The organism is Ruegeria sp. (assembly GCF_965243365.1).
Lineage (GTDB): Bacteria > Pseudomonadota > Alphaproteobacteria > Rhodobacterales > Rhodobacteraceae > Ruegeria.
Genome location: NZ_CBDEUW010000002.1, coordinates 159,361 through 183,979 on the forward strand (window position 1 = coordinate 159,361; position 24,619 = coordinate 183,979).

Consider the following 24,619-nt stretch of genomic DNA (forward strand, 5'->3'; position numbering starts at 1 on the left):
TGCCAGACGTGCACAGGGCTGACACTATCCAAACCATTGAAACTTGAGCACGGGAGGGGAGAACCGGGCCATGATTGCGCTTTTATTTGCATTACTTACGGCAACGATGGGTTTGAACTACTTTAACATGACCAAAGCGGCAAACGCTCTGTTCTTCGTCACGCTGGCGATGAGTGTCTACTGGCTGAAGTTCCACGCAACCAGCCAACTGACCATACAGCTGTAAGGAGCGTGAAATGACACCGGAACTGTCCAGAACACTGAACGCGCTTGGAATGCTGGCGGTCAGCGTGGTGCTGACATTGGCCTATGTGTATCAGTTGATGCTGTACGAACTGCCCTGCCCCCTGTGCCTGCTCCAGCGGGTTGGATTTGTGGCCGTGGGTGTGGGCCTTGGCCTTAACCTTCTTTATGGCGCGCGACCGCAGCATTATGCGCTGATGCTGATGGCAGCCCTGTTTGGTGGCAGTGTCGCAGTCCGCCAGATCCTGCTGCATATCGTACCTGGCACAGGGCACTATGGCTCGCCGGTACTGGGGCTGCATTATTACACCTGGGCAGCGATCTGCTTTTTCCTGATCCTGCTGGGCACCGCCTTTATGCTGCTGTTTGACCGCCAGTACGAGGACCGCTCGCGCCGGTCCCCCCGCTTTGGTGACAGCGCGCTGGCCAAGTTTGCCTTTTTCCTCATGCTGGGTCTTGCTGTACTGAATGCCGGGACAACGCTTGTAGAATGTGGCCCGGGTATTTGCGCCGACCCTCCGACCAGCTACAAACTGATTGACGAGATGGGCACCAACAACTGAGGATGGGGCGACCTTCCCTACCGGAGGCACGAGCATGGGACTACTGGGCCAACCACTGGGCTATTATGATTATCTGACATTCGTGGCACTGATCTTGCTGCTGGCGGCGGTCATGGGCCTGTTTCTGTTCATCATGGGATTACCCGGACGGATCGCGATCAAACGCAATCACCCACATGCCGAGGCCGTCAAGATCATGGGGTGGATGGGGTTTTTGGCTATTGTCCCATGGGTTCATGCTTTCATCTGGGCCTTCCATGACGGTGTAACGGTCGATATGCGCCGCGGCCCCGATGAAGAGAAAAAAGCCATCCGCGATGAGATTGAGCGCCTGGGTGGTACTGTGAAAGAAGAATACCAAGACGCGTCCGACAAGACGCAGCAAGGCTAAGGCCGAAGGAAACAAAGCACTATGTTCGTCGCCCTTGGCATCACGCTTTTCTACATCATCTTCGTCTGGTTCGTCTTCTTCAAGATGGAGTGGCTGAAGTTCAACGTCGCCTGGGGGATTGTTACCTTCTGGGTTGGCGCACACTTGCTGCTGATCTTTCTGGTCGCCCTGCGGTTCTTTCAACCCTTCTCGGTCGACAGCCACGTTATTCGGTCGACCATTCAGATCGTACCCAAGCTGACCCAGCCCACCATCCTGACCGAGGTTCTGGTCGAGCCAAATACGCAAGTCACCAAGGGCGACCCTCTCTACCGTTTTGATGACACGGTGTTTGCACTGGCGGTGGACAACGCGCAGGCTCAGTTGGTCGCAGCCGAGCAGAACGCCAAGATTCTGGAGCAGGATGTTATTGCCAAGACTGAGGCGGTCGAACGCGCCAATGCGCAGTTGGCTTATGCCCTGACCGAGCAGGCACGGTACGAAAATCTGGTTCCCGCCGGGGGTGCACGACAGGACGAACTGGATCGCTGGAACGAACAAGTGGCCGAGGATCAGGCGCAGGTCAAACAGGCCGAGGCCAATCTGGAAAAGGCCAACCTGGCACAGGCCTCGCAGATCGACGGGGTAAACACCGGCATTTTACAGGCGCAGGCCCAGCTTGCCGAGGCCGAGTATTTCCTTGAAAACACGACGATCTACGCGCCCGAGAACGGCATGATCGTCTCGCAACAGGCGCGCCCCGGTCTGGTTGTCGGCGACATCCGCCTTGGCGCCATCGCCAGCTTCGTAACCGAGGAAAACCCTTATATCCTTGCTACTTTCCGCCAGCAGAACCTGAAGTTCGTTGAACCGGGGCAAGAGGTCGAGGTCGCGCTGGATCTTTACCCCGGTGAGATTCTCAAGGGTAAGGTCGAGGCGATCTGGTGGGCCACCCGGCAAGGCCAGTACATTCCGTCGGGCCGCCTGCCCCGTTTTGAGCTTCCGAAACTGCCCGGTCGGATTGCTGTGCAAATCACCGTTGATGTGCCCGAAGGCCATACCTTCCCGGCTGGTGGGCATGCCGCAGTGGCCATCTATACCGGCATGGGTCAGAGCTTTGAATTCCTGAGACGTATCAACATCCGTCTCTACTCTTTCGCCAACTTCATCCGTCCGCTGGATATCTGAGGATGCGCACCATGACACTCCGCCGGTTACTGGGAACGGCCCTTTGCGCGGGAACGCTGGCCGCATGCGCGCCGGTTGGGCCGGATTTCGTGCGCCCCAATTCTCCGGTCGTGAAGGAATGGATCGAGGTCAACAGCCCCAGCGCCGGGCAAAGCGGCCTGACCTCGCGCAGCGCGCCGGTGGTCAAGTGGTGGGAGACGTTCAACGACCCCACCCTTAACAAGCTGATCGCCGAGGCTTATGCGCAGAACCTGTCGTTGCAGGTTGCGGGTGCACGCGTCTTGCAGGCCCGTGCCCAACTGGGGATCGCTTTTGGCGAGCTTTATCCGCAGTCACAAGCCATCGGTGGATCGCTGCAACGCCGCCAGATCAGCGATAATCTGGGGCCAATTTCGGACATCCGCCGGATCGTTCCGCTGGACACAGAATTCTCAACGTCGCAAGTCGGGTTCGACGCCCAGTGGGAACTGGACCTTTGGGGTGCACAACGACGCGGGGTGCAAGCCGCGCGATCCAATCTGGCGCTGCAGGTGGCGAATTACGATGACGCGCTAGTTACCCTGACAGGGGATGTGGCCGCGCTGTATATCAATATCCGGTCCCTGCAAGAGGCGCTGGTCGTCGCGAGGGAGAATATTCGGATTCAACAGGTCTCGAACGACCTAACACAACTGCGCTTCAACAATGGCGTCACGACCGAGTTGGACGTGCAGGAATCCACCGCCCTGTTGAACAACACCAAAGCACTGGTGCCCGAGTTGGAAAGCGACCTGCAACAGGCCAAGAACACTCTGGCTGTGCTGCTGGGCGCAACACCTTCGCGTATGACCAACCTGTTGGGTAATTCCGGGCGCATCCCGACGGCCCGTTCCAATGTGGCTGTAGGAGTTCCGGCCGAACTGCTGCGCCGCCGCCCAGACGTGCGCGCAGCCGAACTGGCGGCTGCGACGCAGTCGGCGCAGGTGGGTATTGCAATGGCCGACCTGTATCCGCAGTTCATCCTGTCGGGCTCGATCGGTCTGCAAGCATCGGGCGGGCGTGATCTGTTCAGCTCGAACAGCGCCACCAATCTGGCCAGCGCGGGCGTGGTCTGGAATGTGCTGAACTATGGGCGCATCCAGAACAACGTACGTGCGCAGGACGCGGCCTATCAGGCGCTGATCGCCAATTACCAGAACACCGTACTGACCGCCTATTCCGAAGTCGAAAGCGCGATGGTAGCCTATGCGCAGGCCCGCAAGCAGGTCACATTCTATCAGCAAAGCGTCGATGCCTCGCGCAAGGCCGCCGAGATCGCGGTTGATCAATATCGCGATGGCATCGCCGATTATTCACGCATTCTGAACACGCAAACGGCGCTGTTGCAGTCGCAGGCCAATCTGATCGAGGCGCGCCAGCAGGTCTCAAGCAATCTGGTGGCGGTCTACAAAGGTCTGGGCGGCGGCTGGCAAATCCGTCAAAATCAGGAATTCCTGCCGGATACCGTTCTGGCCGAGATGGCCTATCGCACCGATTGGGGCGACCTGCTACAGCAGGACCCGACCGGTGCCAGCCTGAACTGACGCTATTTCGTAAGGCCCCGCAAGCCGCCCGAAATCAGGATATTGACCTCGTACAGGATACGCGGCGCCGCCAATCCACCGGGGCTGGCCAGATAGTTGGGGCTCCATTCCGGTTCGAACTTCTGCTTGAAGGCGCGCAGGCCTTCGAAGTGATAGAACTGTTCACCATGCTCATAGACGAACCCGCCGATACGGTTCCAGAGCGAGGCCAGTTGCCGGTTCTCGATCCCCGAAAACGGCGCGGCGCCCAGCGAGAACCAGTGGAACCCCTGTTCCGAACCCCAGACCATCATCTCGGCGAACAGCGCATCCATGACAAAGCTGGGGCTGTCAGGTTCATAGCGCATCAGATCCAGCGACAGCTCGGACTTGTGGCCGCCCTGAAACAGGTTGGCGAAGGCCATGATCTTGCCGGTCTTTCCATCCCGCAACACCGCATGATCGAAATATGACAGGTATTGGTCGTCAAACCCACCCAGGGCAAATCCCTTCTCTTCCCCCGCTTTGCGCTCTAGCCAGTCATCCGAAATCTTACGCAACTCAGGCAGGACCGGGGCCAGTTCCTCTTTCGGGATGATCTCGAATACATAACCTTCCCGCTCGGCCCGGTTCTTGGCCTGCCGGAACCGTTTGCGCGACTTGCCGTCCAGCGAGAAATCCTTGAGCGGCACCCGGGCGACCTCGCCGATCTTCAGGATTGACAGGCCGAGATCCAGAAACGTCGGCAGATACTTGGTCGAAACACTGTAGAAGGCGCATAGCTTGCCCTCACGGTCCGCCATTTCACGAAGCTGCCAGATCAGCTGCTGACCTGCCTTTTCATCTCCGACCGGTTCGCCTTTGGAAATCACCGCATTGCCCGTGTCAGCATAGGCGATAAAGGCTGTTTCATCCGGGGATATCAGGAACCGCTTGTCCCCGGTCAGTGATATCTGGGATTCGGTATCCTCACTCTCCATCACCAGACGTTCGACCACCTCGGGGATTTCGGTGCGTTTCGGTGCCGGGATTTCGCGCCCGAACAGAGAATTCACGGCCACAATACCCACGATCACGGCAACCACGACGCTGGATCGCAAAAAGCGTGAGGCGTCTGCATTCCAAGCGAAATCCCACCACAAGGCGTTTTGGTATTCAACATGCGAGTAGGCAAACAAACCGACCCAAAAGATCACCGCAAGCAATACGATGACGCTGACCAACCATGGGATATTAAGGCGAAAGATCGATGCACCGCTCACCCGGTAAAACGCCCCCCGAAACATTGCCAGCATCCCGATCGTCGCCAGCATGGACAGGGCCTCATGCGTGTCCAGGCCCTTGGCCAGAGACGCAAAGAAACCCGCAACCATCAACAGCGTGGCCACGACCCAGGCGCGGTACAGTTTGCGGAACAGCCCGCGCGACACTAACAACAGCAGCACACCAACAGCGCTGCCAGCCAGATGCGAAGCCTCGACAAATGACAGGGGCAGAACCTCTCTTAGCACGCCCAGATTCTGAGTGCTGGCGGGCAACGCCCCCGAAACCAACAGGATAACCCCTGCAACCGCAGCCACCCCGGCCGCAACAATTGGAACGATTGGTCGGATGGCGCGATAGACCCATGTCGCGGCTCCTCCGATCCGATGCCTTTGCGTCAGGGCCGACGCGATTGCGATAGACAGGCTGGCAATTCCAAATGGCAGGAACGTGTACACCACACGGTAGAGCAGCAGCGCCGCAATAACATCTGACCGACCCGAGGCCCCGAGACCGGCGATCAAAGTCGCCTCGAACACGCCGATCCCACCGGGGGCATGGCTGAGAATACCAACCGCGATGGCCGCCACATAGACCGTGAAGAAATAAGGAAAACCCACACCAAGATCGTCGGGCATCAGCACATACAGCGTCATCGATGCGCCGAACAGGTCGCCAAGCGCTGCAAGCGTCAACAGGCTGGCCAGCTTGCCGCCGGGCAAGTTAAAGCCGAAGCCTGCAACCGAAAGCCGCCGCCCGCCACTGGACAACCAGACAAACAGGATGACCAGCCCGGCCAGCAGACACAGGCCTATTGCCGTTTCAACCGTTTCGCTGATAGGCAGCACTTTTGCCACGCCGTCAGGGTGGAAGGTCAGAAGGATGCCAAGGATCAGTACCAACCCCATCCAGAACGCGACCCATGACGTGGCAATGACACCGGCCACCCGCCCCAAATCCAGCCCCAAAGACGCATATATCCGGTATCGGATCGCCGTCCCGGTGATGTAGGAAAAACCAAGGCAGTTGGACACCGCATAGCCGCTGGCCCCGGCCATACCAGCCACGGGTAACGGCACTTTACCGTCGGCCACGCTCTGCACTGCGAAGACATCGTACAACGACAGGGACAAAAAGCTGAACGCCGTCCAACACACTGCAAAAAACATGATCTTCCACGGCGTGGCGGCTATGTCGGCCTGTACATCAGACCATTTTACATGAGTAGACAGATCATGCAGAACCGTCAGCGCGATCAGAGTGACCACAATTGGGACAGCGATCCGAACCCAGGTTTTTTCCAACAACCCGGTGATGTTTTCAGCCCAGCGTACGGCCCGCGGTTCTTCGCCCGTCTCCTGAGTGCTCATTGTGGTCGCCCCTGCTCTTAAAGCTTGTTAAGACCCACATCCTGTCTCGGTCAGAATGGGCCCCGCTGAGACCTTGGCACAGTTTCGGCGCGGGTCAAAGCGTGATGAAACGCAATCAATACCGCCCCTTACGGGTAGACAGCAGCAAGTTCGTCTCGGACCGGGTCACGCCTTCCATGCGCCTGATCTGAAACAGAACTTCGTCCAGTTCCGCCAGGGTTTCCGTGCCGATCTCGGCGATCAGATCCCAGCTGCCATTGGTCGAATGCACCGCCCTGACCTGCCGCATGGCCGCGATCCGTGCCATGGTCCGTTCGGTGCCGCGCCCCTCGATCTCAAGCATCATCAAACCGCGCACCGGGCTTTCGGCCACGCCCTGACGGGTCAGGACGGTGAAGCCAACAATCTCGCCGGATTGCTTGAGACGCTGTAGGCGGCTGCGCACCGTTGTTCGCGTGACCCCCAAAGCCTCGGCCAGTTCGGACAGCGAGGCCCGGGCGTCCCGATGCAGGGCATTCAGCAGTCTGTTATCCAAATCGTCCAAATCGGCTTCTCATTTCGGGTTTCTAACTTTCATTTTGAACATTTTGCCCCCTTTTCGCAACCCACCTTGCTTCGCTAGATAAGCACATGGACAATAAAACTCTTCTTCTGACAGGCGTCCCAATGGATGCCGGAAAACAGCGGCAAGGTTGCCGGATGGGCCCGGATGCCTACCGTGTGGCCGGTCTGGAGCAAGCCCTGCGCGATCTGGGCCACACCGTCACCGATATCGGCGATATTCAACCGGATCCGGTGGACCTGCCCGAGCATCCGCATTTGTTTGCCTTGCCCGAATGTATCGGATGGACCCGCGCGCTGGAGCGCACAGCACAAGAGATCGCGCACCAAGGGGTTCCGATCTTCATGGGCGGCGATCATGCGCTATCACTGGGTACTGTGGCCGGTATGGCTGCACATGCGGATCAAATGGGACGGCCTTTATTCGTGCTGTGGCTGGACGCACACAGTGACTTTCACACGCCAGACAGCACCGGCAGCGGCAACCTTCACGGCACGCCCGTTGCCTATTTTACCGGCCAGCCGGGCTTTGACGCCTTTCCGGCGCTGACCAAAGTTGTCCCCACCAACCGGGTTGGCATGATTGGCCTGCGCTCAGTCGATCCGGCTGAACGCGCCGCCCTTGAAAAAGACCACGCCATGCTGGCCGACATGCGCAGCATCGACGAACACGGGATCAAAGCGCCCCTGATTGCGTTCCTGGAAAAGGTGCGCGCGGCAAACGGCCTGCTGCACGTATCGCTGGATGTCGATTTTCTGGATCCCGCCATCGCACCCGCCGTTGGCACGACTGTACCCGGCGGCGCGACTGAACGAGAGGCGCATTTGGCCATGGAACTGCTGCACGAAAGCGGCCTTGTCAGCTCGCTGGATCTGGTTGAGCTGAATCCATTCCTCGACGAACGCGGTCGTACCGCCAAACTGATGGTCGACCTGACGGCCTCGCTGATGGGGCGCCGTATCTTTGACCGCCCGACCCGGAGCTTCTGATGACCCAACCTTCTGACAAGGCGCTGGTGCCTTTCGTATCCGTCGACAACATGATGCGGCTGATCCACCATATCGGGGTGGAGCAGATGATCACTCAGATCGCCGCCCAGATTGAGGCCGATTTCAAGCGGTGGGAGAGTTTCGACAAAACACCCCGCATCCCGGCCCATTCACCGCATGGCGTGATCGAGCTGATGCCAACTTCGGATGGTGAGGCCTATGGCTTCAAATACGTCAACGGCCACCCCAAAAACACGTCTGAGGGGCTGCAAACGGTGACCGCTTTTGGTCTTCTGGCAGACGTTTACACAGGCTATCCAACGCTGCTGACCGAAATGACGATGCTGACCGCGCTGCGAACAGCCGCGACCTCGGCGCTGGTGGGCAGCTACCTGGCACCCAAATCCGCAACAACAATGGCCATGATCGGCAACGGTGCTCAGTCCGAGTTCCAGTGCCTGGCGTTCAAGGCGATGTGTGGGATCGATACGGTTCGCCTTTATGACATCGACGCCAACGCAACGGCCAAATGCGCGGTGAACCTGAACGGCAAAGGCCTGAAGGTCGTTTCCTGCACAACGCCGGAAGACGCGATCGAAGGTGCGCAGATCATCACCACATGCACGGCCGACAAGAAATACGCGACGATCCTGACGGACAACATGGTCGGCCCCGGTGTACACATCAATGCGATTGGCGGGGATTGCCCAGGAAAAACAGAATTGCACAAAGATATCCTCCTTCGCTCGGACATCTTCGTGGAATATCCCGAACAGACCCGTATAGAAGGTGAAATTCAGGCTTTGGATGCTGACCACCCGGTCACCGAGATGTGGCGTGTGATGACAGGTCAGGCGCAAGGGCGCAGGGATGATCGCCAAATTACGCTGTTTGACAGCGTCGGCTTCGCCATCGAAGATTTCTCGGCGCTTCGCTTTATCAAGAACGCAATCGAAGGCACCGATTTCTTTGAACCTTTGGATATGCTGGCTGATCCGGACAACCCGCGGGACCTGTTCGGAATGTTGATGCGCGCCAACTAACGAGGCGAATTCGATAAACCCAGAATGTTAGGGGGCTCTGCCCCCGCCGCCCTGTGGGCGACTCCCCCGGGATATTTCTGGCCAGATGAACGAGGGATCCACTCTCCGACCACAACCGGAGAGCTTCACCTGGCGCGGTCATCGGCATCCCTGCCTGTACCGCCCAAGCAATATCGCCTCAGATTGGTTAAGGATCCATTACTTCATCTGGCCAAAAATATCCCGGAGCGCGAGGCAGAGCCTCGCAAAATACCCTGGTCAGCCAGCGAGTGACGGCAGGTACAACACGATTCCGGGGAAGGCCACAAGCAGCGCGATGGTCAGGGCGTCGGCGACAAAAAACGGTGTCACGCCTTTGAAAACGTCCTGAACGCTCAGATCCGGGCGAACCCCTGCGACAACAAAACAGTTCAAACCAATCGGCGGTGTGATCAGGCAGAATTCGGCCATTTTGACCACCAGGATGCCAAACCAAATTGCGCACATCGGGCCGGACATTCCAAAAGTGCTTTCCGCCGCAGACACTGTTTCACCGCCATTCAAGGCCATGACGGCCGGGTAGACGACCGGCAAAGTCAGCAGCAGCATACCGATTGCATCCATGAACATGCCAAGAACCGCATAGGCCAGCAGGATACAGATCAGGATCAGCATGGGCGACATCTCTAGCGAAGTTATCCAGTCGGAGAACACGCCGGGCAGATCAGCAAAACCAAGGAAACGCACATAGATGAGCACGCCCCAAATGATTGCGAATATCATGGCCGTCAACTTGGCGGTTTCCAACAGAGCCGACTTGAACTCGGGCCAGCGCATGCCATGGAACAAGGCGAAGCAGAAAACGATAAAGGCTCCGATCGCGCCCCCTTCTGTCGGGGTGCCCCACGCCTTTTCGCCGAAAGGGTTATAGACGAAACAGATGATGATCAGAATGACGGCAAGGATGGGTACAGCACCCGGCAGCGCGATCATGCGCTCTTTCCAGGTGAAGCCGGTAACCGGGGGGCCGACAGATTTGAACACGACGGCAATACCGACGATCAGCAGGCCATAGACCACTGCCGAAAACGCACCGGGGATGAAACCCGCCAGCAGCAGTTTGCCAACATCCTGCTCGACGATAATTGCGTAGATCACCAGGATCGCCGAGGGCGGGATCAGCGAAGCCAGCGTTCCGCCCGCCGCCACCACGCCTGCGGCGAAGCGCTTATTGTAGCCCACGGCCAGCATCTCGGGGATGGCGATACGGGCAAAGACCGCCGATGTGGCAACCGACGCACCGGACACCGCCGCAAACCCCGCAGTGGCAAACACGGTCGAGACGGCCAACCCGCCCGGCACCCACGCCACCCAACGCTTGGCGGCCTCGAACAAGGCTCGGGTCAGACCCGCATAGTAGGCGAGGTAACCAATAAGGATAAATGTCGGAATCAGGCTCAGCGTGTGTGAGGCGACTTTGGAATGCGGCACTTGCCCCGCGGTTTTGACCGCGACCGTGATGGCCTTCCCAAACCGGTCGGGGTCATAGCCGAATTTTGCCCAGAAAATCCAAACCAGCCCGATCAGGCCAGCAAGCCCAGCTGCAAAGGCCACCCGCATTCCGGCCACGACCATGACCAACAGGCCGCCCGTGACCCAGAGTCCGATATCAATCGTATCCATGAGTTACGAGCGCCCTTCGTACTGTTCGGCCTCGGCCGCAGCCTGAGCGGCGGCATCTTGAATCAGAGGAACTGCTGGCGGAGTCTCAAGACCCAGTACAAAGGCGCGACCATACCCCCAGGCCTGCAAAACCAGTCGTGCACACAGCACTGAAAAGGCAACCGGAGCCAAGAGCTTGGCAGGCCAAATTGGGATCCCGATATCGATCGAGCTGTCACGGCTCCACAGCGGCGCTCCAAAATCAAAGGACCGGTCGAAATGCGCCCAACTGCCCCAAACCAGCGCCAGCATCAGGATGAGGATCAGAATGATGGACAGAAACTCGAACAACCACAATGCCCGCCCTTTGAGACGCGAGATGACGATATCCATCCGGATGTGGCCACCGCTGCGCTGAACGAATGAAACACCAAGAAAGGCGATCAGAGGCATCGCTTGCTCGATCCAGTCCACATAGCCCGGCAAAGGTGCATTCAACGCGTTGCGCCCGCTGACCGAGACGACGGCAAGCACCATCAACCCGAACACCGCGAACCCGCTGATCAAGGCCAGAAACTGCTCAAGTTGCAAAAGGCGGCGGTCCAGACGGCTGATCAGGCTGCCGTCCTCCAGCACCGTGGCGTGTCCTGCCATTCCGGTGTTCCCCTGTCCGTGAGTATAAACCGGGCGCCCGAGAACGCCCGGTCAGAGCTATCAGTTTCCGCCGCGTTGTTGTTGCAGCGTTGCCTGAACCAGATCGTAAAGATCCTGCGCAGGTAGGCCCTGCGCGGTCATGTCCTCGATCCATTTTTCGCGGATCGGGTCAGCCGCCTTGGCGCGAAACTCTTCGATTACAGCATCTTCGATCATGACTTTCTGGACGCCTTTCTCCTCAAGAACGCCGTCCCATTGCTCTAGCAAGCCACCATAGTTGGCAAGATAGTGATCGATAGCTTCGTCAATCGAGCTATTGAGGGCTTCGCGGTGCTCTGGCGTCAGGGCCTCATAGGCGTCGATATTCACGACCACCGGGCAGTTCACAGTGCCGGGGTTCAGGTTGGCCGTCCACCAGTCGGCCTCATTGATCGTGCCAAAGGACAGATGCGCGTGCTGGGCGAAGGCCACAGTATCCACTACACCGGATTCCATCGCGTTAAAGGCTTCGGTGGCGGGAACCGAGGTCGGCACACCCCCTACGGCCTCGAACGCCTGGCCCAGACCGCCAGTGGCGCGCACGCGCATTCCATCGAAATCGGCCAGTTTATCCCTTGGATCACCGGTGCCGACTAGGTTGTATTGTGGCATGGGTGAGGTCATGATGATCCGCGCGTTCCATTGCGCCATCTCATCCTTCACTGCGGGATGATCATAAACCGCGTGGCTGACCGCAACCTCCTCGTCCAGCGTATTCACGCCCAAAAAGGGCAGTTCCAGAACGGTGATCGCACGGTTCTTGTCCCGGTGATAGCCCGCGCAGAACTGCGCCATCTCAAAAGCGCCGATCTCAATCCCATCCAGGTTTTCGCGCGGTTTCGACAGGCCGCCATAGCTGACATTGATCGTGAATTCGCCGTTGGTTTTCTCGCTCACCAGCTCGGCCAGTTTTTCTACATGTTCGGTGAAGGCGCGGCGCTTGCCCCAGACCGAAGCATTCCACTCGGTCGCGGCAGCCTCGGTGACGAACGCCAGGCTCAGGACGGTGACAGCAGCACCGCTCAACATCTTGTTCATTATGATTTCTCCCTTTGATGCGCCCCTTGCTAGGGCGCTTGGCAGTAAAGCTAGCGCCAACCATAGGGTGTGCCAACCCCCGCAAACCAATCCGGGAAAAGCGCAAGACTTCGAGGCGGAATTGACGGATTTGCCCAAACTGCAGACCCCTTCCCTGCCTTTACCGAAAAAGAACGTTACAGCTAAGCAGCTATAATATTACTACTTTTTTAGAAATTTCCCACATTCTTTACAGAAACCCGACAACAACAGAAATTTGTTTACAAACAAATCCAAGGTTTACGGCTATTTATTTAAATATTTTCTGAACTCCGTATTATCCGAATTGGGGAGGAACAGGATCGACATTGTCTGATCGGCGGGCGAAACATCGATCCGAAATTATCCAGTCCAGAGGGAGGAGCCTCAAAATGACAACCGCTGCCCAGGCAGAAGCCAAGGTATACGAGCCATCCGCAGAAACCGTCGCGCGCGCGCATGTTGACGCGGAAAAATACGACGACATGTATGCGGCTTCTGTAAACAACTCAGAAGCGTTCTGGGATGAACAAGGTAAACGGGTCGACTGGATTAAACCTTATACTCAGATCAAGGACGTCAACTACGATTTCGGTTCGGTCAAGATCAACTGGTATGCCGATGGCACGCTGAACGTCTCGGCCAACTGTCTGGACCGTCATCTGGAAACACGCGGGGATCAGACTGCAATTATCTGGGAACCGGATGATCCAAACGACGCGGCCCAGCACATCACTTATGCCGAGCTGCATCGCCGCACCTGCCGCATGGCCAATATTCTGGAATCCATGGGCGTGCGCAAAGGTGATCGTGTCGTCATCTATCTGCCGATGATCCCCGAAGCAGCATATGCAATGCTGGCCTGCGCACGTATCGGCGCTATTCACTCGATTGTTTTTGCAGGATTTTCGCCGGATGCGTTGGCCGCACGAGTCAATGGTTGCGACGCCAAGGTCATCATCACAGCCGATGAAGCCCCGCGCGGCGGTCGCAAGACTCCGTTGAAGTCGAATGCAGACGCTGCTTTGCTGCACTGCAAGGACACCGTGAAATGTCTGGTGGTCAAGCGTACCGGTGGTCAGACCACGTGGATTGACGGGCGCGACTACGACTATAACGAAATGGCATTGGAGGCGGATGACTATTGCGCACCCGCCGAGATGAGCGCCGAAGATCCACTGTTCATTCTCTACACTTCGGGCTCGACTGGTCAGCCAAAAGGAGTGGTGCACACCACCGGTGGCTACCTGGTTTATGCATCGCTGACACATGAAATCACATTCGACTACCATGAGGGCGACGTCTATTGGTGTACGGCGGATGTGGGTTGGGTGACCGGTCACAGCTATATCGTATACGGCCCGCTGGCCAATGGCGCGACCACGCTGATGTTCGAAGGTGTTCCGACCTTTCCTGACGCGGGCCGCTTCTGGGAGGTCTGCGCCAAGCATAAGGTCAACCAATTCTATACTGCTCCGACCGCGATCCGGGCGCTGATGGGCCAGGGCAACGAATGGGTCGAAAAGCACGATCTGAGCGACCTGCGCCTGCTGGGCACCGTGGGCGAGCCGATCAACCCGGAAGCCTGGAACTGGTACAATGAGGTTGTGGGCAAAGGTAAATGCCCCATCGTGGATACGTGGTGGCAGACCGAGACCGGCGGCCACATGATGACCCCCTTGCCCGGTGCTCATGCGTTGAAACCCGGCTCGGCCCAAAAGCCGTTTTTTGGTGTTCAGCCGGTTGTTCTGGACCCGCAATCAGGTGTCGAGATCAGCGGCAACGGGGTCGAGGGCGTTCTGTGCATCAAGGATAGCTGGCCCGGTCAGATGCGCACCGTTTGGGGCGATCATGAGCGGTTCGAGAAGACGTATTTCTCGGACTACAAAGGATACTACTTTACCGGTGATGGCTGCCGCCGTGACGAGGATGGTGACTACTGGATCACCGGGCGCGTCGATGACGTGATAAACGTCTCGGGCCACCGCATGGGCACGGCCGAGGTTGAAAGTGCTCTGGTCGCGCATTCCGCTGTAGCCGAGGCTGCGGTTGTCGGTTATCCCCATGAAATCAAAGGGCAAGGCATCTATTGCTACGTCACACTGATGAATGATCGCGAGCCTTCGGACGAACTGTTGAAAGAGCTGCGTACATGGGTGCGAACCGAGATTGGTCCGATTGCCAGCCCGGATGTGATTCAGTGGGCCCCCGGTCTGCCCAAGACCCGCTCGGGCAAGATCATGCGCCGTATCCTTCGCAAGATTGCCGAGAATGACTTTGGTTCGCTGGGTGATACGTCGACACTCGCGGATCCGTCGGTGGTCGAAGACCTGATCGAAAACCGCGCGAACAAGTGAGGATGTGATGGACGCCACCACGCTCACCACACCTGCCGTTCTGATCCTTCTCGGCCCTCCGGGCGCCGGGAAGGGAACCCAAGCGCGGATGCTGGAGGACACGTTCGGGCTGGTGCAACTCAGCACCGGTGATCTGTTACGGGACGCGGTTGCTGCAAGGACCGAGGCCGGTAAAGCGGCCAAAGCCGTGATGGAAGCTGGCGATCTGGTCAGTGACGAGATCGTCATCGATATCCTGCGTGACCGGATGGTGCAGCCAGACTGCGCCAAGGGTGTCATTCTTGACGGTTTCCCGCGCACTACGGTTCAGGCCGAAGCGCTGGACGGGCTACTGGCCTCGAACGACCAGAAGATCAATGCAGCAATCAGCCTCGAAGTGGAAGATGCCGAAATGGTGGTGCGCATTTCGGGCCGCTACACCTGCGCCGGCTGCGGTGAAGGCTATCACGACAAGTATAAGCGACCTGCCAAAGACGGCACCTGCGACAAGTGTGGCCATACCGAATTCATGCGCCGCGCGGATGACAACGCGGAAACTGTGGCATCGCGCCTGACAGCTTATCACGCGCAGACCGCACCGCTGATCAGTTACTACGAAGGCCAGGGCGTGCTGAAACGCACAGACGCCATGGGCCGGATTGAAGGCATCGCTCGCGACCTGGAGGTGATCGTCCGCGACGCGATGATTTAAGGGGAGAGGACAAGCCGTAAGGCTCTGATCCTACGACAGAATGCTTCAATGAACCGCCTTGGCGGAACAGAGAAGTTTTGCCGAGCGTCATATGACGTTTGGCACAATCGAGAAGCGGCCCGATGCACTGGAGGAGTAAAGCAACGGGCCGCCTATGAGGGAAGCGAAGGAGGAACCCGCGATGGCGGATAATTCAACAAACTCCGCGCAGACTGCCGAAGCCGATAAGGGCTATTGGCAGGCCAACCTGCGCCTCATCTACATCAGCCTCGCGATCTGGGCGCTGGTGTCGTTTGGATTCGGCATTCTGCTGCGTCCGCTGCTGTCAGGCATCGCCGTAGGCGGCACCGATCTGGGCTTTTGGTTCGCCCAGCAGGGATCGATCCTGGTCTTTCTGGTGCTGATCTTCAACTACGCCTGGCGCATGAACAAGCTGGACGCTGAATACGGCGTCGACGAGGAGTAAGCGGCATGGATCAGTTTACCATCAACCTGCTGTTTGTTGGCGCGTCCTTTGCGCTTTACATCGGCATCGCGATCTGGGCCCGCGCGGGTTCCACATCAGAGTTCTATGCTGCAAACCGCGGCGTTCACCCGGTCACCAACGGTATGGCGACAGCGGCGGACTGGATGTCTGCGGCTTCGTTCATTTCGATGGCGGGCCTGATTGCCTTTACCGGCTATGACAACTCGACCTTCCTGATGGGTTGGACCGGTGGCTACGTGCTGCTGGCGCTGCTGCTTGCCCCTTACCTGCGTAAGTTCGGCAAGTTCACCGTCTCGGAATTCATCGGCGATCGCTTTTACAGTCAAACCGCACGCATCGTCGCGGTGATCTGTCTGATCGTAGCGTCTGTGACCTACGTGATCGGTCAGATGACCGGTGTCGGTGTTGCCTTTGGCCGCTTCCTCGAAGTGTCAAACACCACCGGGCTTTTGATTGGTGCAGGCGTTGTGTTTGCCTATGCGGTGTTTGGTGGGATGAAGGGTGTGACCTATACTCAGGTCGCTCAGTACTGCGTGCTGATCACCGCCTATACCATCCCAGCCATCTTTATCTCGCTACAGCTGACCGGCACACCAGTTCCGGCGCTGGGTCTGTTTGGTGACACCGCCAGTGGTGAGCCCCTGCTGACCAAGCTGGATGCCATCGTGACCGAGCTGGGCTTTAACGACTATACCGCCCATCACTCGAACACGCTGAACATGGTGCTGTTCACCCTGTCGCTGATGATCGGCACCGCCGGTCTGCCACACGTCATCATGCGCTTCTTTACCGTTCCCAAAGTGTCTGACGCACGCTGGTCGGCGGGCTGGGCGCTGGTCTTCATCGCGTTGCTGTACCTGACCGCCCCTGCGGTTGGCGCAATGGCCCGTCTGAACATCACCGACATGATGTGGCCCAATGGTGGCATCGAAGGTGGCGCTGTTTCGGTTGAAGAGATCGACAATGATCCGCGCTATGACTGGATGGCCACGTGGAAGAAGACCGGTTTGCTGGACTGGGAAGACAAGAACGGCGACGGCAAGATCCAGTACTACAACGACAAGTCCGAAGCGATGACGGCTATCGCGGAAGAAAAAGGCTGGGTCGGTAACGAGCTGACCAAGTTCAACCGCGACATCCTGGTTCTGGCCAACCCCGAGATTGCCAACCTGCCGGGTTGGGTGATCGGTCTGGTCGCTGCCGGTGGTCTTGCGGCTGCTCTGTCAACCGCTGCGGGCCTGTTGCTGGCGATCTCGTCGGCTGTGTCCCATGACCTTGTCAAAGGTGCGATCAACCCGTCGATCTCTGAAAAAGGAGAGCTGTTGGCGGCGCGGATCGCAATGGCCGTGGCCATCGTTGTCGCAACCTATCTGGGCCTGAACCCACCGGGCTTTGCCGCGCAAACCGTGGCCTTGGCCTTTGGTCTGGCGGCGGCTTCGATCTTCCCGGCGCTGATGATGGGGATCTTCTCGACCCGCATCAACAACACCGGTGCGGTCTGCGGTATGCTGGCAGGTCTGGTCGTGACCCTGGTCTACATCTTCCTGCACAAGGGCTGGCTGTTCATTCCGGGCACCAACTCTTTCACCGATGCTGATCCTCTGCTGGGTCCGATCAAGTCGACCTCGTTCGGCGCCATCGGTGCGATGATCAACTTTGCGGTTGCCTACACTGTTGCAGGCATGACCAAAGAGACACCGCAAGAGATCAAGGATCTGGTCGAAAGCGTGCGCATTCCCCGTGGTGCGGGCGCGGCTCAGGATCACTGAGTGTGATGCGGTCGGCGGCTCTTGCCTCTGACCGCGTTTTTCGATCCACTGATCCCGCCCGGCATACCACTGGGCGGGACTTTTCTTTCAGAAGCACGGAGACACATGATGCCCCTGTCCCATGATGAGATCACCCGGTTTCTGAAATCCGTTCATCCCTATGACTCGCTGCCTCACGATGTGGTCGATGATCTGGCCAAGCAGATCGAAGTTCGTGAAGTCGGTGAAAACGATAGTGTTTACGAGCTCGGCCACACCCTGCCCGGCGTTTTTGTGATCTACGAAGGACAGGTTGAGATCACCGACGAAAATGGCGCGGTCGTCTCTCATCTGGGGTTACGAAATTCTTTTGGCGAACGCGGTTTGCTGAAAGACGGCAAGGCCGCGACCCACGCACGGGCCAATGCGCCGACTGTGCTGATCGTGCTGCCACCCGATCTGGTGAAGGACCTGATTGACGGGCACGACGTTGTTTCCAAGTTCTTTGACCGAACCCGTGGCACACGCAGTGGCCCGCAGAGCCTGGCGACCAGCGCCATTGATGTGCTGATGGCTCGCGATCCGGCCACCTGCCCGCCCGGCACACCTGTTGATGAGGCCGCGCGCATAATGCGCGACCGCCATATCTCATCCCTCTGCGTGACCGAGGGCGACAAGCTGCTTGGAATCGCCACGCTGCGAGATATCTCGGGCAAGTTCGTGGCCGAAGAGATGCCGAAGGACACCACGGTGTCGGCCATCATGACCGCCGATCCGATTACACTATCCCCGACCGACATTGGCTCGGACGTTTTGCATGTGATGATGGAGCGTGGGATCGGGCATATTCCCATCTCGGAGGCTGGCAAGTTGGTCGGGATTGTGACCCAGACCGACCTGACCCATTATCAGGCCGTCAACTCTGCCGAACTGGTGCGCCGGATCGCCCAAGCGGATACCGCCGAGCAGATGGCGAAGGTCACAACAGAAATCCCGCAGCTTCTGGTGCAACTGGTGGCAGGTGGCAACCGGCACGAGATTGTCACCCGCCTGATCACTGACATTGCCGATACGGTCACGCGCCGGTTGCTGACTTTGGCTGAAGACAAACTCGGACCGCCGCCGGCGCCGTACCTGTGGCTCGCCTGTGGATCGCAGGGGCGACAGGAACAGACGGGTGTTTCGGATCAGGACAACTGCCTGATGCTGGACGACAGCGTGACCGAAGCCGACATGGATTACTTCGCGAATTTGGCCAAGTTCGTCTCGGACGGGTTGGACACCTGCGGGTATTTCTATTGCCCCGGCGACATGATGGCGACCAATACGCGCTGGTGCCAGCCGGTGCGCGTCTGGCGGGACTATTTTCAGGGCTGGATCGCGAAACCGAACCCCGAAGCGCAGATGCTGGCCTCGGTCATGTTCGACCTGCGGCCCATTGGCGGGGCATTTGATCTGTTCACCGATCTTCACACGGATACGTTGGCAGCCGCTAATGCGAATTCGATCTTTGTCGCGCATATGATTGCGAATTCGCTGAAACACACCCCGCCGTTGGGATTGCTGCGCGGGTTTGCCACCATCCGGTCAGGCGAGCATCGGAATACGCTGGACCTGAAGCATAACGGCGTTGTGCCTGTGGTGGATCTGGCCCGCGTCTACAGCCTGCAGGGAAAGCTGACCGAAGCGAACACCCGCGCGCGGCTCAAGGCTGCCGAAGCGGCAGGTGTTCTTAGCCACTCAGGCGCACACGATCTGCTGGATGCCTATGACCTGATCGCCGAAACCCGGCTGGAACATCAGGTTCGACTGGTCAAATCCGATGATAAACCAGACAATTACCTGCCGCCCTCGGACCTGTCGGATTTTGAGCGAAGCCATCTGCGCGACGCTTTTGTGGTGGTAAAAACGATGCAATCGGCAGTTGGTCACGGTAAAGGCATGCTGGGGTAAGGTTGAAAATGCCGGATCGCCTTCGGCGACCGTATTTGGAACGAGAATAAGGGGCGAATTGCGCCTGACGGATGGAGGAAACCTATGTTTCTGGAACTGATCGGTACGGTTTTTGCAGGCCTTGCCTTTGCCGGCATCGCTTTGGTGCTGAACAAACTGACCGGTGGGCGTCTGCCGAAATGGACCACCCCTGTCGCTGCTGGCCTGGGTATGATCGCCATGACGATCACCAGCGAATACTCCTGGTATGACCGCACCCGCGACCAGCTTCCGCAAGAGCTGACCATCGTGCAGGAGGTTGAAAGCCGCGCCTTCTATCGCCCCTGGACCTATGCGGTGCCCTTTATCGACAGGTTTGCCGCCATCGATACCGTATCCGTGCGTACCAACGACAATGTTCCCGAGCAGCGGCTGGTTGACCTTTATTTCTTTGGCCGCTGGGCACCTGTGTCCAAAGTGCCGGTTGCTGTGAACTGTGCCGACAACAGCCGCGCCAATCTGGCGGACGGGGCCGAATTCTCGGATGACGGACGCCTGATCAATGCCGATTGGTTCACAGCGGGCGATGGTGATCCGGTCATCGAGGCCACCTGCGGGGTCTGACAATGCTGACCAATCTGAGCCTGCGCCTTAGGATATTCCTGTTCTTCTGCCTGTTGGCCATCGGCGGGTTGGTGATCAGCTCGGCTGCGTTGTGGTTCAGCTATGAGCGTGCAAATGACCCGGAGCTGATTAACGCGTATATCTTTGCCGAAATCCTGATTGCCTTTGGATTGCTGGCGTTGATCGTCGGCGTTTGGCTGTTATTCGACGACAACGTCGCCAAGCCGATTGAACGTCTGTCGGCGCAGCTTCGCGCCCGCGCGCATGCAGGTGTCAGCACCGAACTGGATTTGCAGGCTGCACGTTATCTTGGCGATCTGGCCCCGGCCGCCGCCGGGCTTGCAGATCAACTGGCGGCAAACGCGATGAGCACCGCCGAGGCTGTAGCCGCGGAAACCGCGCATCTGGCCTCTGAAAAGCAGCGCCTGACTGCGTTGTTGACCGAAATCCCGGTTGCCATGCTGCTGGCCGGACCCAAGCATCAGATCGTTCTGTATGACGCGCAGGCTGCCGAGGTTCTGGCCCAGATCGCACATCCACGGCTGAACGCGTCGCTGTTTGACTACTTGGAAAGCACCGGGCTGACGGATGCCTATGCCGAACTGAGCAAAACCGGACTGGACGTGAAATGCACCCTGACCAGCGTTGACGGGCGGCAGACCTATTCTGCCCGAATGAAACCATTGGGCGACGCGCCGGGCTATATGCTGATTTTCGACGACAGTACGGCGCAGATGCAGCCCGAGGATGCCCGACCTCTGGTCTACGATTTCGATCTGCTCGATTCACCCGCGGACGCTGCATTCGAGCATCGGCCTGTTTCCGACCTGACTTTTGTTGTCTTTGATACCGAGACGACAGGTCTGCTGCCACACAAGGATGAGATCGTGCAAATCGGCGCCGTCCGGGTCGTGAAGGGCAAGATCGTCGATGGCGAAAAGATTGATACTCTGGTTGACCCGGGAATCCCGATCCCTGCGGCTTCGACCAAAGTCCACCGGGTCAGCGACGCCATGGTTCAAGGGGCCCCCGATATCGTTGCGGCAGGACGCAGTTTCCATCAGTTTGCACGTGACGCGGTGATCGTTGCCCATAACGCACCGTTCGACATGGCCTTTCTTCATCGCCACGCCGAACGGATGCAGGTCGAGTGGAACCACCCCATTTTGGATACGGTCCTGTTGTCTGCCGTTCTGTTCGGGGCCAGCGAAACGCATACTCTGGATGCGGTTTGCGACCGCCTCAGCATCACAATTCCCGAAAACTTGCGGCATACCGCGATGGGCGACGCGGTGGCGACGGCTGAGGTGCTGGTATGTATGCTTCCTATGCTGACGGCCCGTGGCATGGTGACCTTTGGCGATGTCATCTCGGAAACCCGCAAGCACGGGCGATTGCTGGAAGATCTGAACTAAAGAAAAACATCAGAATTCCTCATAGCTTTTCGTGGACAATCCCGGCCCGGCGTGGCACCTCAGACTTGCCCGACCACGAGCATGCAATGAACGAAAAGACATTTACACCTAGCCCGGATCAATCCATGGCCTTTCGCGAGGCTTTGGGATGTTTCGGCACAGGCGTCACGGTTGTCACGGCCCATACACAGGACGGTCCCCGGGCGATAACCGTCAATTCGTTCTCGTCGGTTTCCCTGGACCCTCCACTGGTGCTGTGGTGTCTTGCAAAGGATTCAAATCGGTTTGATACGTTCAGCACCTGCCAAACCTATTCCGTCCACGTCATGGCGCAGGATCAGCAGGATCAGGCGCTGAAATTTGCCCGCAACGGTCTGGATTTCTCGCATGCCGAATGGAAACTGGATGAGGCCGAACGCCCCCACCTGACCGAGTGTCTGGCCCGGTTTGATTGCACGCTACATGCGCGCCACGAGGCTGGGGATCATCTGATTCTGGTTGGTCATGTGGATCGGGTCATGCATCGCAAAGGTCAGGGGCTGATCTTCAAGCGCGGGCAATTTGGTGGCTTTGCCGACCTGATCTAGGCCTACTCGTCCAGCGACCCATGCACCGCCAGCGCCTCTAGCTGCGCGTCCTGTGGTGTGATCACGCGAAACGCCTCGTGTACCCCTGCTTCGGTCAACTCCCGCGCAACAGTCAGCAAGGTGTTCGGATCATGTTCGTCACAAAGCTCGGACATGTGCGCCAATTCGTCCTGAGCTACACCCAGCGCGGCCTCGGCTGATGGTGCCCCATAAAGCCGCACAAAGTGTTCGGCCAGGTTTTGGGTGATCTGCGCTTGCTCGGCAGGTTCGATTTGGGTCACGGCCACAAAAGTCACCCGCCCGAAGGTCTCAAGCCCCAACCATCCATTTGCAAAGGCCTGACGTGCCTTGCCTTCCAGATCACCCGCGCCCCAATTGGAAAACTCGAACCCGCCCGCGATGCACCATTCACCGGTGCGGGCGGGGGAATGAAAGACGTGTCTGTCGCTTTCATCAAAGTGAATGGCGCGGGCGAGTTTCATCTCATGTCCTCCAGCAAATCGGTCAGCGGGCGCAGATCGGTATCCGCACCATTGCGGATCAGCATTCCAAAGCGTTCGTCCGTGCCCAGAAACACGCCCTGCCCTTCGATCGGCTCCCCAACACCGCGCAGCAGCCCCATCCATTCGGCGTGCAAAGGGGCGTTTCCATCCTCTTGCCAGCGGTTGAGCCAGGTCAGCATATGGCGCGACCAGCTTTCGACCAGCTGAACCGGCGATACCTCGGCGCAGCCTTCGTCATAAAGCGCGGTGATGTCAGGCGTTTCTCCGGGGGCATCACCGGTTTGCAGCAGCGCCAGTTCCCAACTGACGATCAGCCAGTCCGGCTCTTTCTTTGGATCGCTGGTCGAGGCTGCGACGTAAAACTGGCCACAACGCGCACCGTTCACGCAAATCAGCCCATCCCAGCCCAGATGCACGGCGACCTCGGGCGGGGCCAATGCGCCCAGCGCGTTCTGAAAACCCACCGCGCATAAGGGCAGCATTGCCATGGCATCGGCTAAGGCGACCTCGGGGGCAAACACTATGGCAACACGCAAACGATCAGCCTGAATGTTGTAGACTACCGTTCCCGCGTCACAGCCCAGCGCCGCCATGGCCTGCGCCCGCTCATATGGGTCTTCCCCACCCTGCACCGGATGGCCCGTCAACAACGGAGGGAAGACCGGATCGCTCATGCGTTGCCTTGGGTGATCAGGTCGCGGGCAATCTTGCGGAACGCCTCGGCCTGTGGGGTATCGGGCTTGCTGACCACGATTGGCGCGCCCCCATCTGAGGCCACCCGGATATCCAGATGTAGCGGGATTTCCCCCAGAAGCGGCACGCCCAGCGCCTCGGCCTCAGAAGCGACGCCGCCATGGCCGAACACATGTTCCTCATGCCCGCAATTGGAACAGATATGGGTCGACATATTCTCGATCATCCCGACGATGGGCGTCTTGAGTTGGTTGAACATATCGATCCCTTTGCGGGCATCGATCAGCGCCACGTCCTGCGGGGTCGAGACGACAATGGCGCCATCCACCTTGAACTTCTGGCTGAGTGTCAGTTGTACATCGCCGGTGCCGGGTGGCAGGTCGACAATCAGCACATCCAGCGCGCCCCATTGCACTTGGTTCATCATCTGTTGCAGCGCGCCCATCAACATCGGGCCGCGCCAGACAACGGCCTGCCCTTCATTGGTCATCAAGCCCATGGACATCATGGTGACGCCGTGATTGCGCAGCGGCAGGATTGTCTTGCCATCGGGGCTGGCCGGACGGCCCGAGACACCCAGCATCCGAGGTTGGGACGGCCCGTAGACATCCGCATCCAGCAGGCCGACACGCCGCCCTTCAGCCGCCAGCGCACAGGCGAGATTCGCTGACACGGTGGACTTGCCCACGCCACCCTTGCCCGAAGCAACGGCGATGATCCGGTCCACTCCCGCCACTGCTTGCGGGCCGGTCTGTGATGGCTTGGGTTTCGGTTTCAGGTCCGGCGGCGCCTTGTCGGAGTGCGCCGTCAACATGGCCGAAACCTTGGCCACACCATCCACCATTTGTGCCGCCTGTTCCGCAGTTGCGCGCACAGGCTCCATCTTCTCTGCCTGCTTGGGGTCGATCTCAAGCACAAAGCGCACAGTGTCGCCATCCACATTCAGCGCACGCACGATACCTGCGCTAACAATATCCTGACCGGAAACCGGGTCGGTGATCTTTTTCAGGTTCGCCAGAACCGCGTCACGGATGCTCATGCGCCCTTCCTTTTGTTCTGC

The 24,619-nt window shown here is 58.5% G+C and carries 23 protein-coding genes; 15 read left to right on the forward strand and 8 right to left on the reverse strand.

Going from position 1 to position 24,619, the window contains the following annotated elements; all coding sequences use genetic code 11:
* Window positions 1–70: 70 nt before the first annotated feature.
* The 5 genes from ACP0GE_RS04485 to ACP0GE_RS04505 are packed head-to-tail and all read left to right on the forward strand — an operon-like array spanning window position 71 to window position 3,926.
* Entirely contained in the window at window positions 71–226 is a 156-nt protein-coding gene (locus tag ACP0GE_RS04485) for a DUF5993 family protein (protein WP_424830799.1), read from the forward strand.
* Between the two features lie 10 nt (window positions 227–236).
* Window positions 237–806, forward strand: coding sequence for a disulfide bond formation protein B (locus ACP0GE_RS04490; RefSeq protein WP_424830800.1), 570 nt, complete (start codon window positions 237–239; stop codon window positions 804–806).
* 34 nt (window positions 807–840) lie between these two features.
* Window positions 841–1,197 carry a DUF3302 domain-containing protein gene (locus ACP0GE_RS04495; RefSeq protein WP_424830801.1) on the forward strand — a complete coding sequence of 119 codons (357 nt, stop codon included), beginning with the start codon at window positions 841–843 and terminating at the stop codon, window positions 1,195–1,197.
* A 21-nt stretch (window positions 1,198–1,218) separates the two neighbouring features.
* On the forward strand, window positions 1,219–2,364 hold the full coding sequence (locus ACP0GE_RS04500; protein ID WP_424830802.1) for an HlyD family secretion protein: 1,146 nt from the start codon (window positions 1,219–1,221) through the stop codon (window positions 2,362–2,364).
* Window positions 2,365–2,375: 11 nt separating this feature from the next.
* Window positions 2,376–3,926 (forward strand): efflux transporter outer membrane subunit, encoded by a 1,551-nt coding sequence (locus tag ACP0GE_RS04505; RefSeq protein ID WP_424830803.1) that lies wholly within the window; start codon window positions 2,376–2,378, stop codon window positions 3,924–3,926.
* Window positions 3,927–3,928: 2 nt separating this feature from the next.
* Here ACP0GE_RS04505 and mprF read toward each other — a convergent pair whose 3' ends face one another.
* Both mprF and ACP0GE_RS04515 read right to left on the reverse strand, forming a co-directional pair.
* Entirely contained in the window at window positions 3,929–6,538 is a 2,610-nt protein-coding gene (mprF, locus tag ACP0GE_RS04510) for a bifunctional lysylphosphatidylglycerol flippase/synthetase MprF (protein ID WP_424830804.1), read from the reverse strand.
* 115 nt (window positions 6,539–6,653) lie between these two features.
* On the reverse strand, window positions 6,654–7,082 hold the full coding sequence (locus tag ACP0GE_RS04515) for an Lrp/AsnC family transcriptional regulator (RefSeq protein ID WP_424830805.1): 429 nt from the start codon (window positions 7,080–7,082) through the stop codon (window positions 6,654–6,656).
* 86 nt (window positions 7,083–7,168) lie between these two features.
* Between ACP0GE_RS04515 and rocF the strand changes: the two genes are divergently transcribed.
* The gene (gene rocF / locus ACP0GE_RS04520) at window positions 7,169–8,089 is read left to right on the forward strand and encodes an arginase (protein WP_424830806.1); all 921 of its coding nucleotides are present in this window, start codon (window positions 7,169–7,171) and stop codon (window positions 8,087–8,089) included.
* Complete coding sequence (locus tag ACP0GE_RS04525; RefSeq protein WP_424830807.1) at window positions 8,089–9,132, forward strand: ornithine cyclodeaminase; 1,044 nt, start codon at window positions 8,089–8,091, stop codon at window positions 9,130–9,132. Before rocF ends, ACP0GE_RS04525 begins: the two co-directional genes overlap by 1 nt.
* Window positions 9,133–9,390: 258 nt before the next feature.
* Here the strand turns inward: ACP0GE_RS04525 and ACP0GE_RS04530 are convergent, their stop codons facing one another.
* The 3 genes from ACP0GE_RS04530 to ACP0GE_RS04540 are packed head-to-tail and all read right to left on the reverse strand — an operon-like array spanning window position 9,391 to window position 12,504.
* A complete protein-coding gene (locus ACP0GE_RS04530; RefSeq protein ID WP_424830808.1) occupies window positions 9,391–10,794 on the reverse strand; it encodes a TRAP transporter large permease in 1,404 nt (467 codons plus the stop codon).
* A 3-nt stretch (window positions 10,795–10,797) separates the two neighbouring features.
* A complete protein-coding gene (locus ACP0GE_RS04535) occupies window positions 10,798–11,427 on the reverse strand; it encodes a TRAP transporter small permease subunit (RefSeq protein WP_424830809.1) in 630 nt (209 codons plus the stop codon).
* A gap of 60 nt (window positions 11,428–11,487) precedes the next feature.
* Window positions 11,488–12,504, reverse strand: a complete 1,017-nt coding sequence (locus ACP0GE_RS04540; protein WP_424830810.1) for a C4-dicarboxylate TRAP transporter substrate-binding protein — start codon at window positions 12,502–12,504, stop codon at window positions 11,488–11,490.
* 410 nt (window positions 12,505–12,914) lie between these two features.
* Between ACP0GE_RS04540 and acs the strand changes: the two genes are divergently transcribed.
* The 8 genes from acs to ACP0GE_RS04580 all read left to right on the forward strand — a co-directional run bounded on the left by acs (window position 12,915) and on the right by ACP0GE_RS04580 (window position 22,363).
* Window positions 12,915–14,879: an acetate--CoA ligase gene (gene acs / locus ACP0GE_RS04545; protein WP_424830811.1), complete on the forward strand. Its 1,965-nt coding sequence runs from the start codon at window positions 12,915–12,917 to the stop codon at window positions 14,877–14,879.
* 7 nt (window positions 14,880–14,886) lie between these two features.
* Window positions 14,887–15,570 carry an adenylate kinase gene (locus ACP0GE_RS04550; protein WP_424830812.1) on the forward strand — a complete coding sequence of 228 codons (684 nt, stop codon included), beginning with the start codon at window positions 14,887–14,889 and terminating at the stop codon, window positions 15,568–15,570.
* 181 nt (window positions 15,571–15,751) lie between these two features.
* Window positions 15,752–16,036 (forward strand): DUF4212 domain-containing protein, encoded by a 285-nt coding sequence (locus ACP0GE_RS04555; RefSeq protein WP_424830813.1) that lies wholly within the window; start codon window positions 15,752–15,754, stop codon window positions 16,034–16,036.
* A 5-nt stretch (window positions 16,037–16,041) separates the two neighbouring features.
* Complete coding sequence (locus ACP0GE_RS04560) at window positions 16,042–17,826, forward strand: sodium:solute symporter family protein (protein ID WP_424830814.1); 1,785 nt, start codon at window positions 16,042–16,044, stop codon at window positions 17,824–17,826.
* A gap of 108 nt (window positions 17,827–17,934) precedes the next feature.
* Window positions 17,935–19,758: a DUF294 nucleotidyltransferase-like domain-containing protein gene (locus tag ACP0GE_RS04565; RefSeq protein WP_424830815.1), complete on the forward strand. Its 1,824-nt coding sequence runs from the start codon at window positions 17,935–17,937 to the stop codon at window positions 19,756–19,758.
* Between the two features lie 84 nt (window positions 19,759–19,842).
* On the forward strand, window positions 19,843–20,361 hold the full coding sequence (locus tag ACP0GE_RS04570; RefSeq protein ID WP_424830816.1) for a hypothetical protein: 519 nt from the start codon (window positions 19,843–19,845) through the stop codon (window positions 20,359–20,361).
* A gap of 2 nt (window positions 20,362–20,363) precedes the next feature.
* Window positions 20,364–21,776: an exonuclease domain-containing protein gene (locus ACP0GE_RS04575; protein WP_424830817.1), complete on the forward strand. Its 1,413-nt coding sequence runs from the start codon at window positions 20,364–20,366 to the stop codon at window positions 21,774–21,776.
* A gap of 86 nt (window positions 21,777–21,862) precedes the next feature.
* Entirely contained in the window at window positions 21,863–22,363 is a 501-nt protein-coding gene (locus ACP0GE_RS04580; RefSeq protein ID WP_424830818.1) for a flavin reductase family protein, read from the forward strand.
* 2 nt (window positions 22,364–22,365) lie between these two features.
* Here ACP0GE_RS04580 and ACP0GE_RS04585 read toward each other — a convergent pair whose 3' ends face one another.
* From ACP0GE_RS04585 to ACP0GE_RS04595, 3 genes are read right to left on the reverse strand one after another with little or no spacing between them, the layout of a single operon-like run.
* Window positions 22,366–22,845: a DUF6505 family protein gene (locus tag ACP0GE_RS04585; protein ID WP_424830819.1), complete on the reverse strand. Its 480-nt coding sequence runs from the start codon at window positions 22,843–22,845 to the stop codon at window positions 22,366–22,368.
* A complete protein-coding gene (locus ACP0GE_RS04590) occupies window positions 22,842–23,540 on the reverse strand; it encodes a DUF4444 domain-containing protein (RefSeq protein WP_424830820.1) in 699 nt (232 codons plus the stop codon). Before ACP0GE_RS04590 ends, ACP0GE_RS04585 begins: the two co-directional genes overlap by 4 nt.
* On the reverse strand, window positions 23,537–24,598 hold the full coding sequence (locus tag ACP0GE_RS04595; protein ID WP_424830821.1) for an Mrp/NBP35 family ATP-binding protein: 1,062 nt from the start codon (window positions 24,596–24,598) through the stop codon (window positions 23,537–23,539). Before ACP0GE_RS04595 ends, ACP0GE_RS04590 begins: the two co-directional genes overlap by 4 nt.
* Between the last annotated feature and the right edge of the window lie 21 nt (window positions 24,599–24,619).

Excerpts from the sequence above, each read along its gene's own strand:
- ACP0GE_RS04525 (WP_424830807.1), top strand. The coding sequence starts at position 8,089 with ATGACCCAACCTTCTGACAAGGCGCTGGTGCCTTTCGTATCCGTCGAC.
- ACP0GE_RS04500 (WP_424830802.1), top strand. The coding sequence starts at position 1,219 with ATGTTCGTCGCCCTTGGCATCACGCTTTTCTACATCATCTTCGTCTGG.
- ACP0GE_RS04495 (WP_424830801.1), top strand. The coding sequence starts at position 841 with ATGGGACTACTGGGCCAACCACTGGGCTATTATGATTATCTGACATTC.
- ACP0GE_RS04505 (WP_424830803.1), top strand. The coding sequence starts at position 2,376 with ATGACACTCCGCCGGTTACTGGGAACGGCCCTTTGCGCGGGAACGCTG.
- ACP0GE_RS04565 (WP_424830815.1), top strand. The coding sequence starts at position 17,935 with ATGCCCCTGTCCCATGATGAGATCACCCGGTTTCTGAAATCCGTTCAT.
- ACP0GE_RS04550 (WP_424830812.1), top strand. The coding sequence starts at position 14,887 with ATGGACGCCACCACGCTCACCACACCTGCCGTTCTGATCCTTCTCGGC.
- ACP0GE_RS04555 (WP_424830813.1), top strand. The coding sequence starts at position 15,752 with ATGGCGGATAATTCAACAAACTCCGCGCAGACTGCCGAAGCCGATAAG.
- ACP0GE_RS04485 (WP_424830799.1), top strand. The coding sequence starts at position 71 with ATGATTGCGCTTTTATTTGCATTACTTACGGCAACGATGGGTTTGAAC.
- ACP0GE_RS04595 (WP_424830821.1), bottom strand. The coding sequence starts at position 24,598 with ATGAGCATCCGTGACGCGGTTCTGGCGAACCTGAAAAAGATCACCGAC.
- acs (WP_424830811.1), top strand. The coding sequence starts at position 12,915 with ATGACAACCGCTGCCCAGGCAGAAGCCAAGGTATACGAGCCATCCGCA.
- ACP0GE_RS04570 (WP_424830816.1), top strand. The coding sequence starts at position 19,843 with ATGTTTCTGGAACTGATCGGTACGGTTTTTGCAGGCCTTGCCTTTGCC.
- ACP0GE_RS04580 (WP_424830818.1), top strand. The coding sequence starts at position 21,863 with ATGAACGAAAAGACATTTACACCTAGCCCGGATCAATCCATGGCCTTT.
- rocF (WP_424830806.1), top strand. The coding sequence starts at position 7,169 with ATGGACAATAAAACTCTTCTTCTGACAGGCGTCCCAATGGATGCCGGA.
- mprF (WP_424830804.1), bottom strand. The coding sequence starts at position 6,538 with ATGAGCACTCAGGAGACGGGCGAAGAACCGCGGGCCGTACGCTGGGCT.
- ACP0GE_RS04590 (WP_424830820.1), bottom strand. The coding sequence starts at position 23,540 with ATGAGCGATCCGGTCTTCCCTCCGTTGTTGACGGGCCATCCGGTGCAG.
- ACP0GE_RS04530 (WP_424830808.1), bottom strand. The coding sequence starts at position 10,794 with ATGGATACGATTGATATCGGACTCTGGGTCACGGGCGGCCTGTTGGTC.
- ACP0GE_RS04490 (WP_424830800.1), top strand. The coding sequence starts at position 237 with ATGACACCGGAACTGTCCAGAACACTGAACGCGCTTGGAATGCTGGCG.
- ACP0GE_RS04560 (WP_424830814.1), top strand. The coding sequence starts at position 16,042 with ATGGATCAGTTTACCATCAACCTGCTGTTTGTTGGCGCGTCCTTTGCG.
- ACP0GE_RS04575 (WP_424830817.1), top strand. The coding sequence starts at position 20,364 with ATGCTGACCAATCTGAGCCTGCGCCTTAGGATATTCCTGTTCTTCTGC.
- ACP0GE_RS04535 (WP_424830809.1), bottom strand. The coding sequence starts at position 11,427 with ATGGCAGGACACGCCACGGTGCTGGAGGACGGCAGCCTGATCAGCCGT.
- ACP0GE_RS04585 (WP_424830819.1), bottom strand. The coding sequence starts at position 22,845 with ATGAAACTCGCCCGCGCCATTCACTTTGATGAAAGCGACAGACACGTC.
- ACP0GE_RS04540 (WP_424830810.1), bottom strand. The coding sequence starts at position 12,504 with ATGAACAAGATGTTGAGCGGTGCTGCTGTCACCGTCCTGAGCCTGGCG.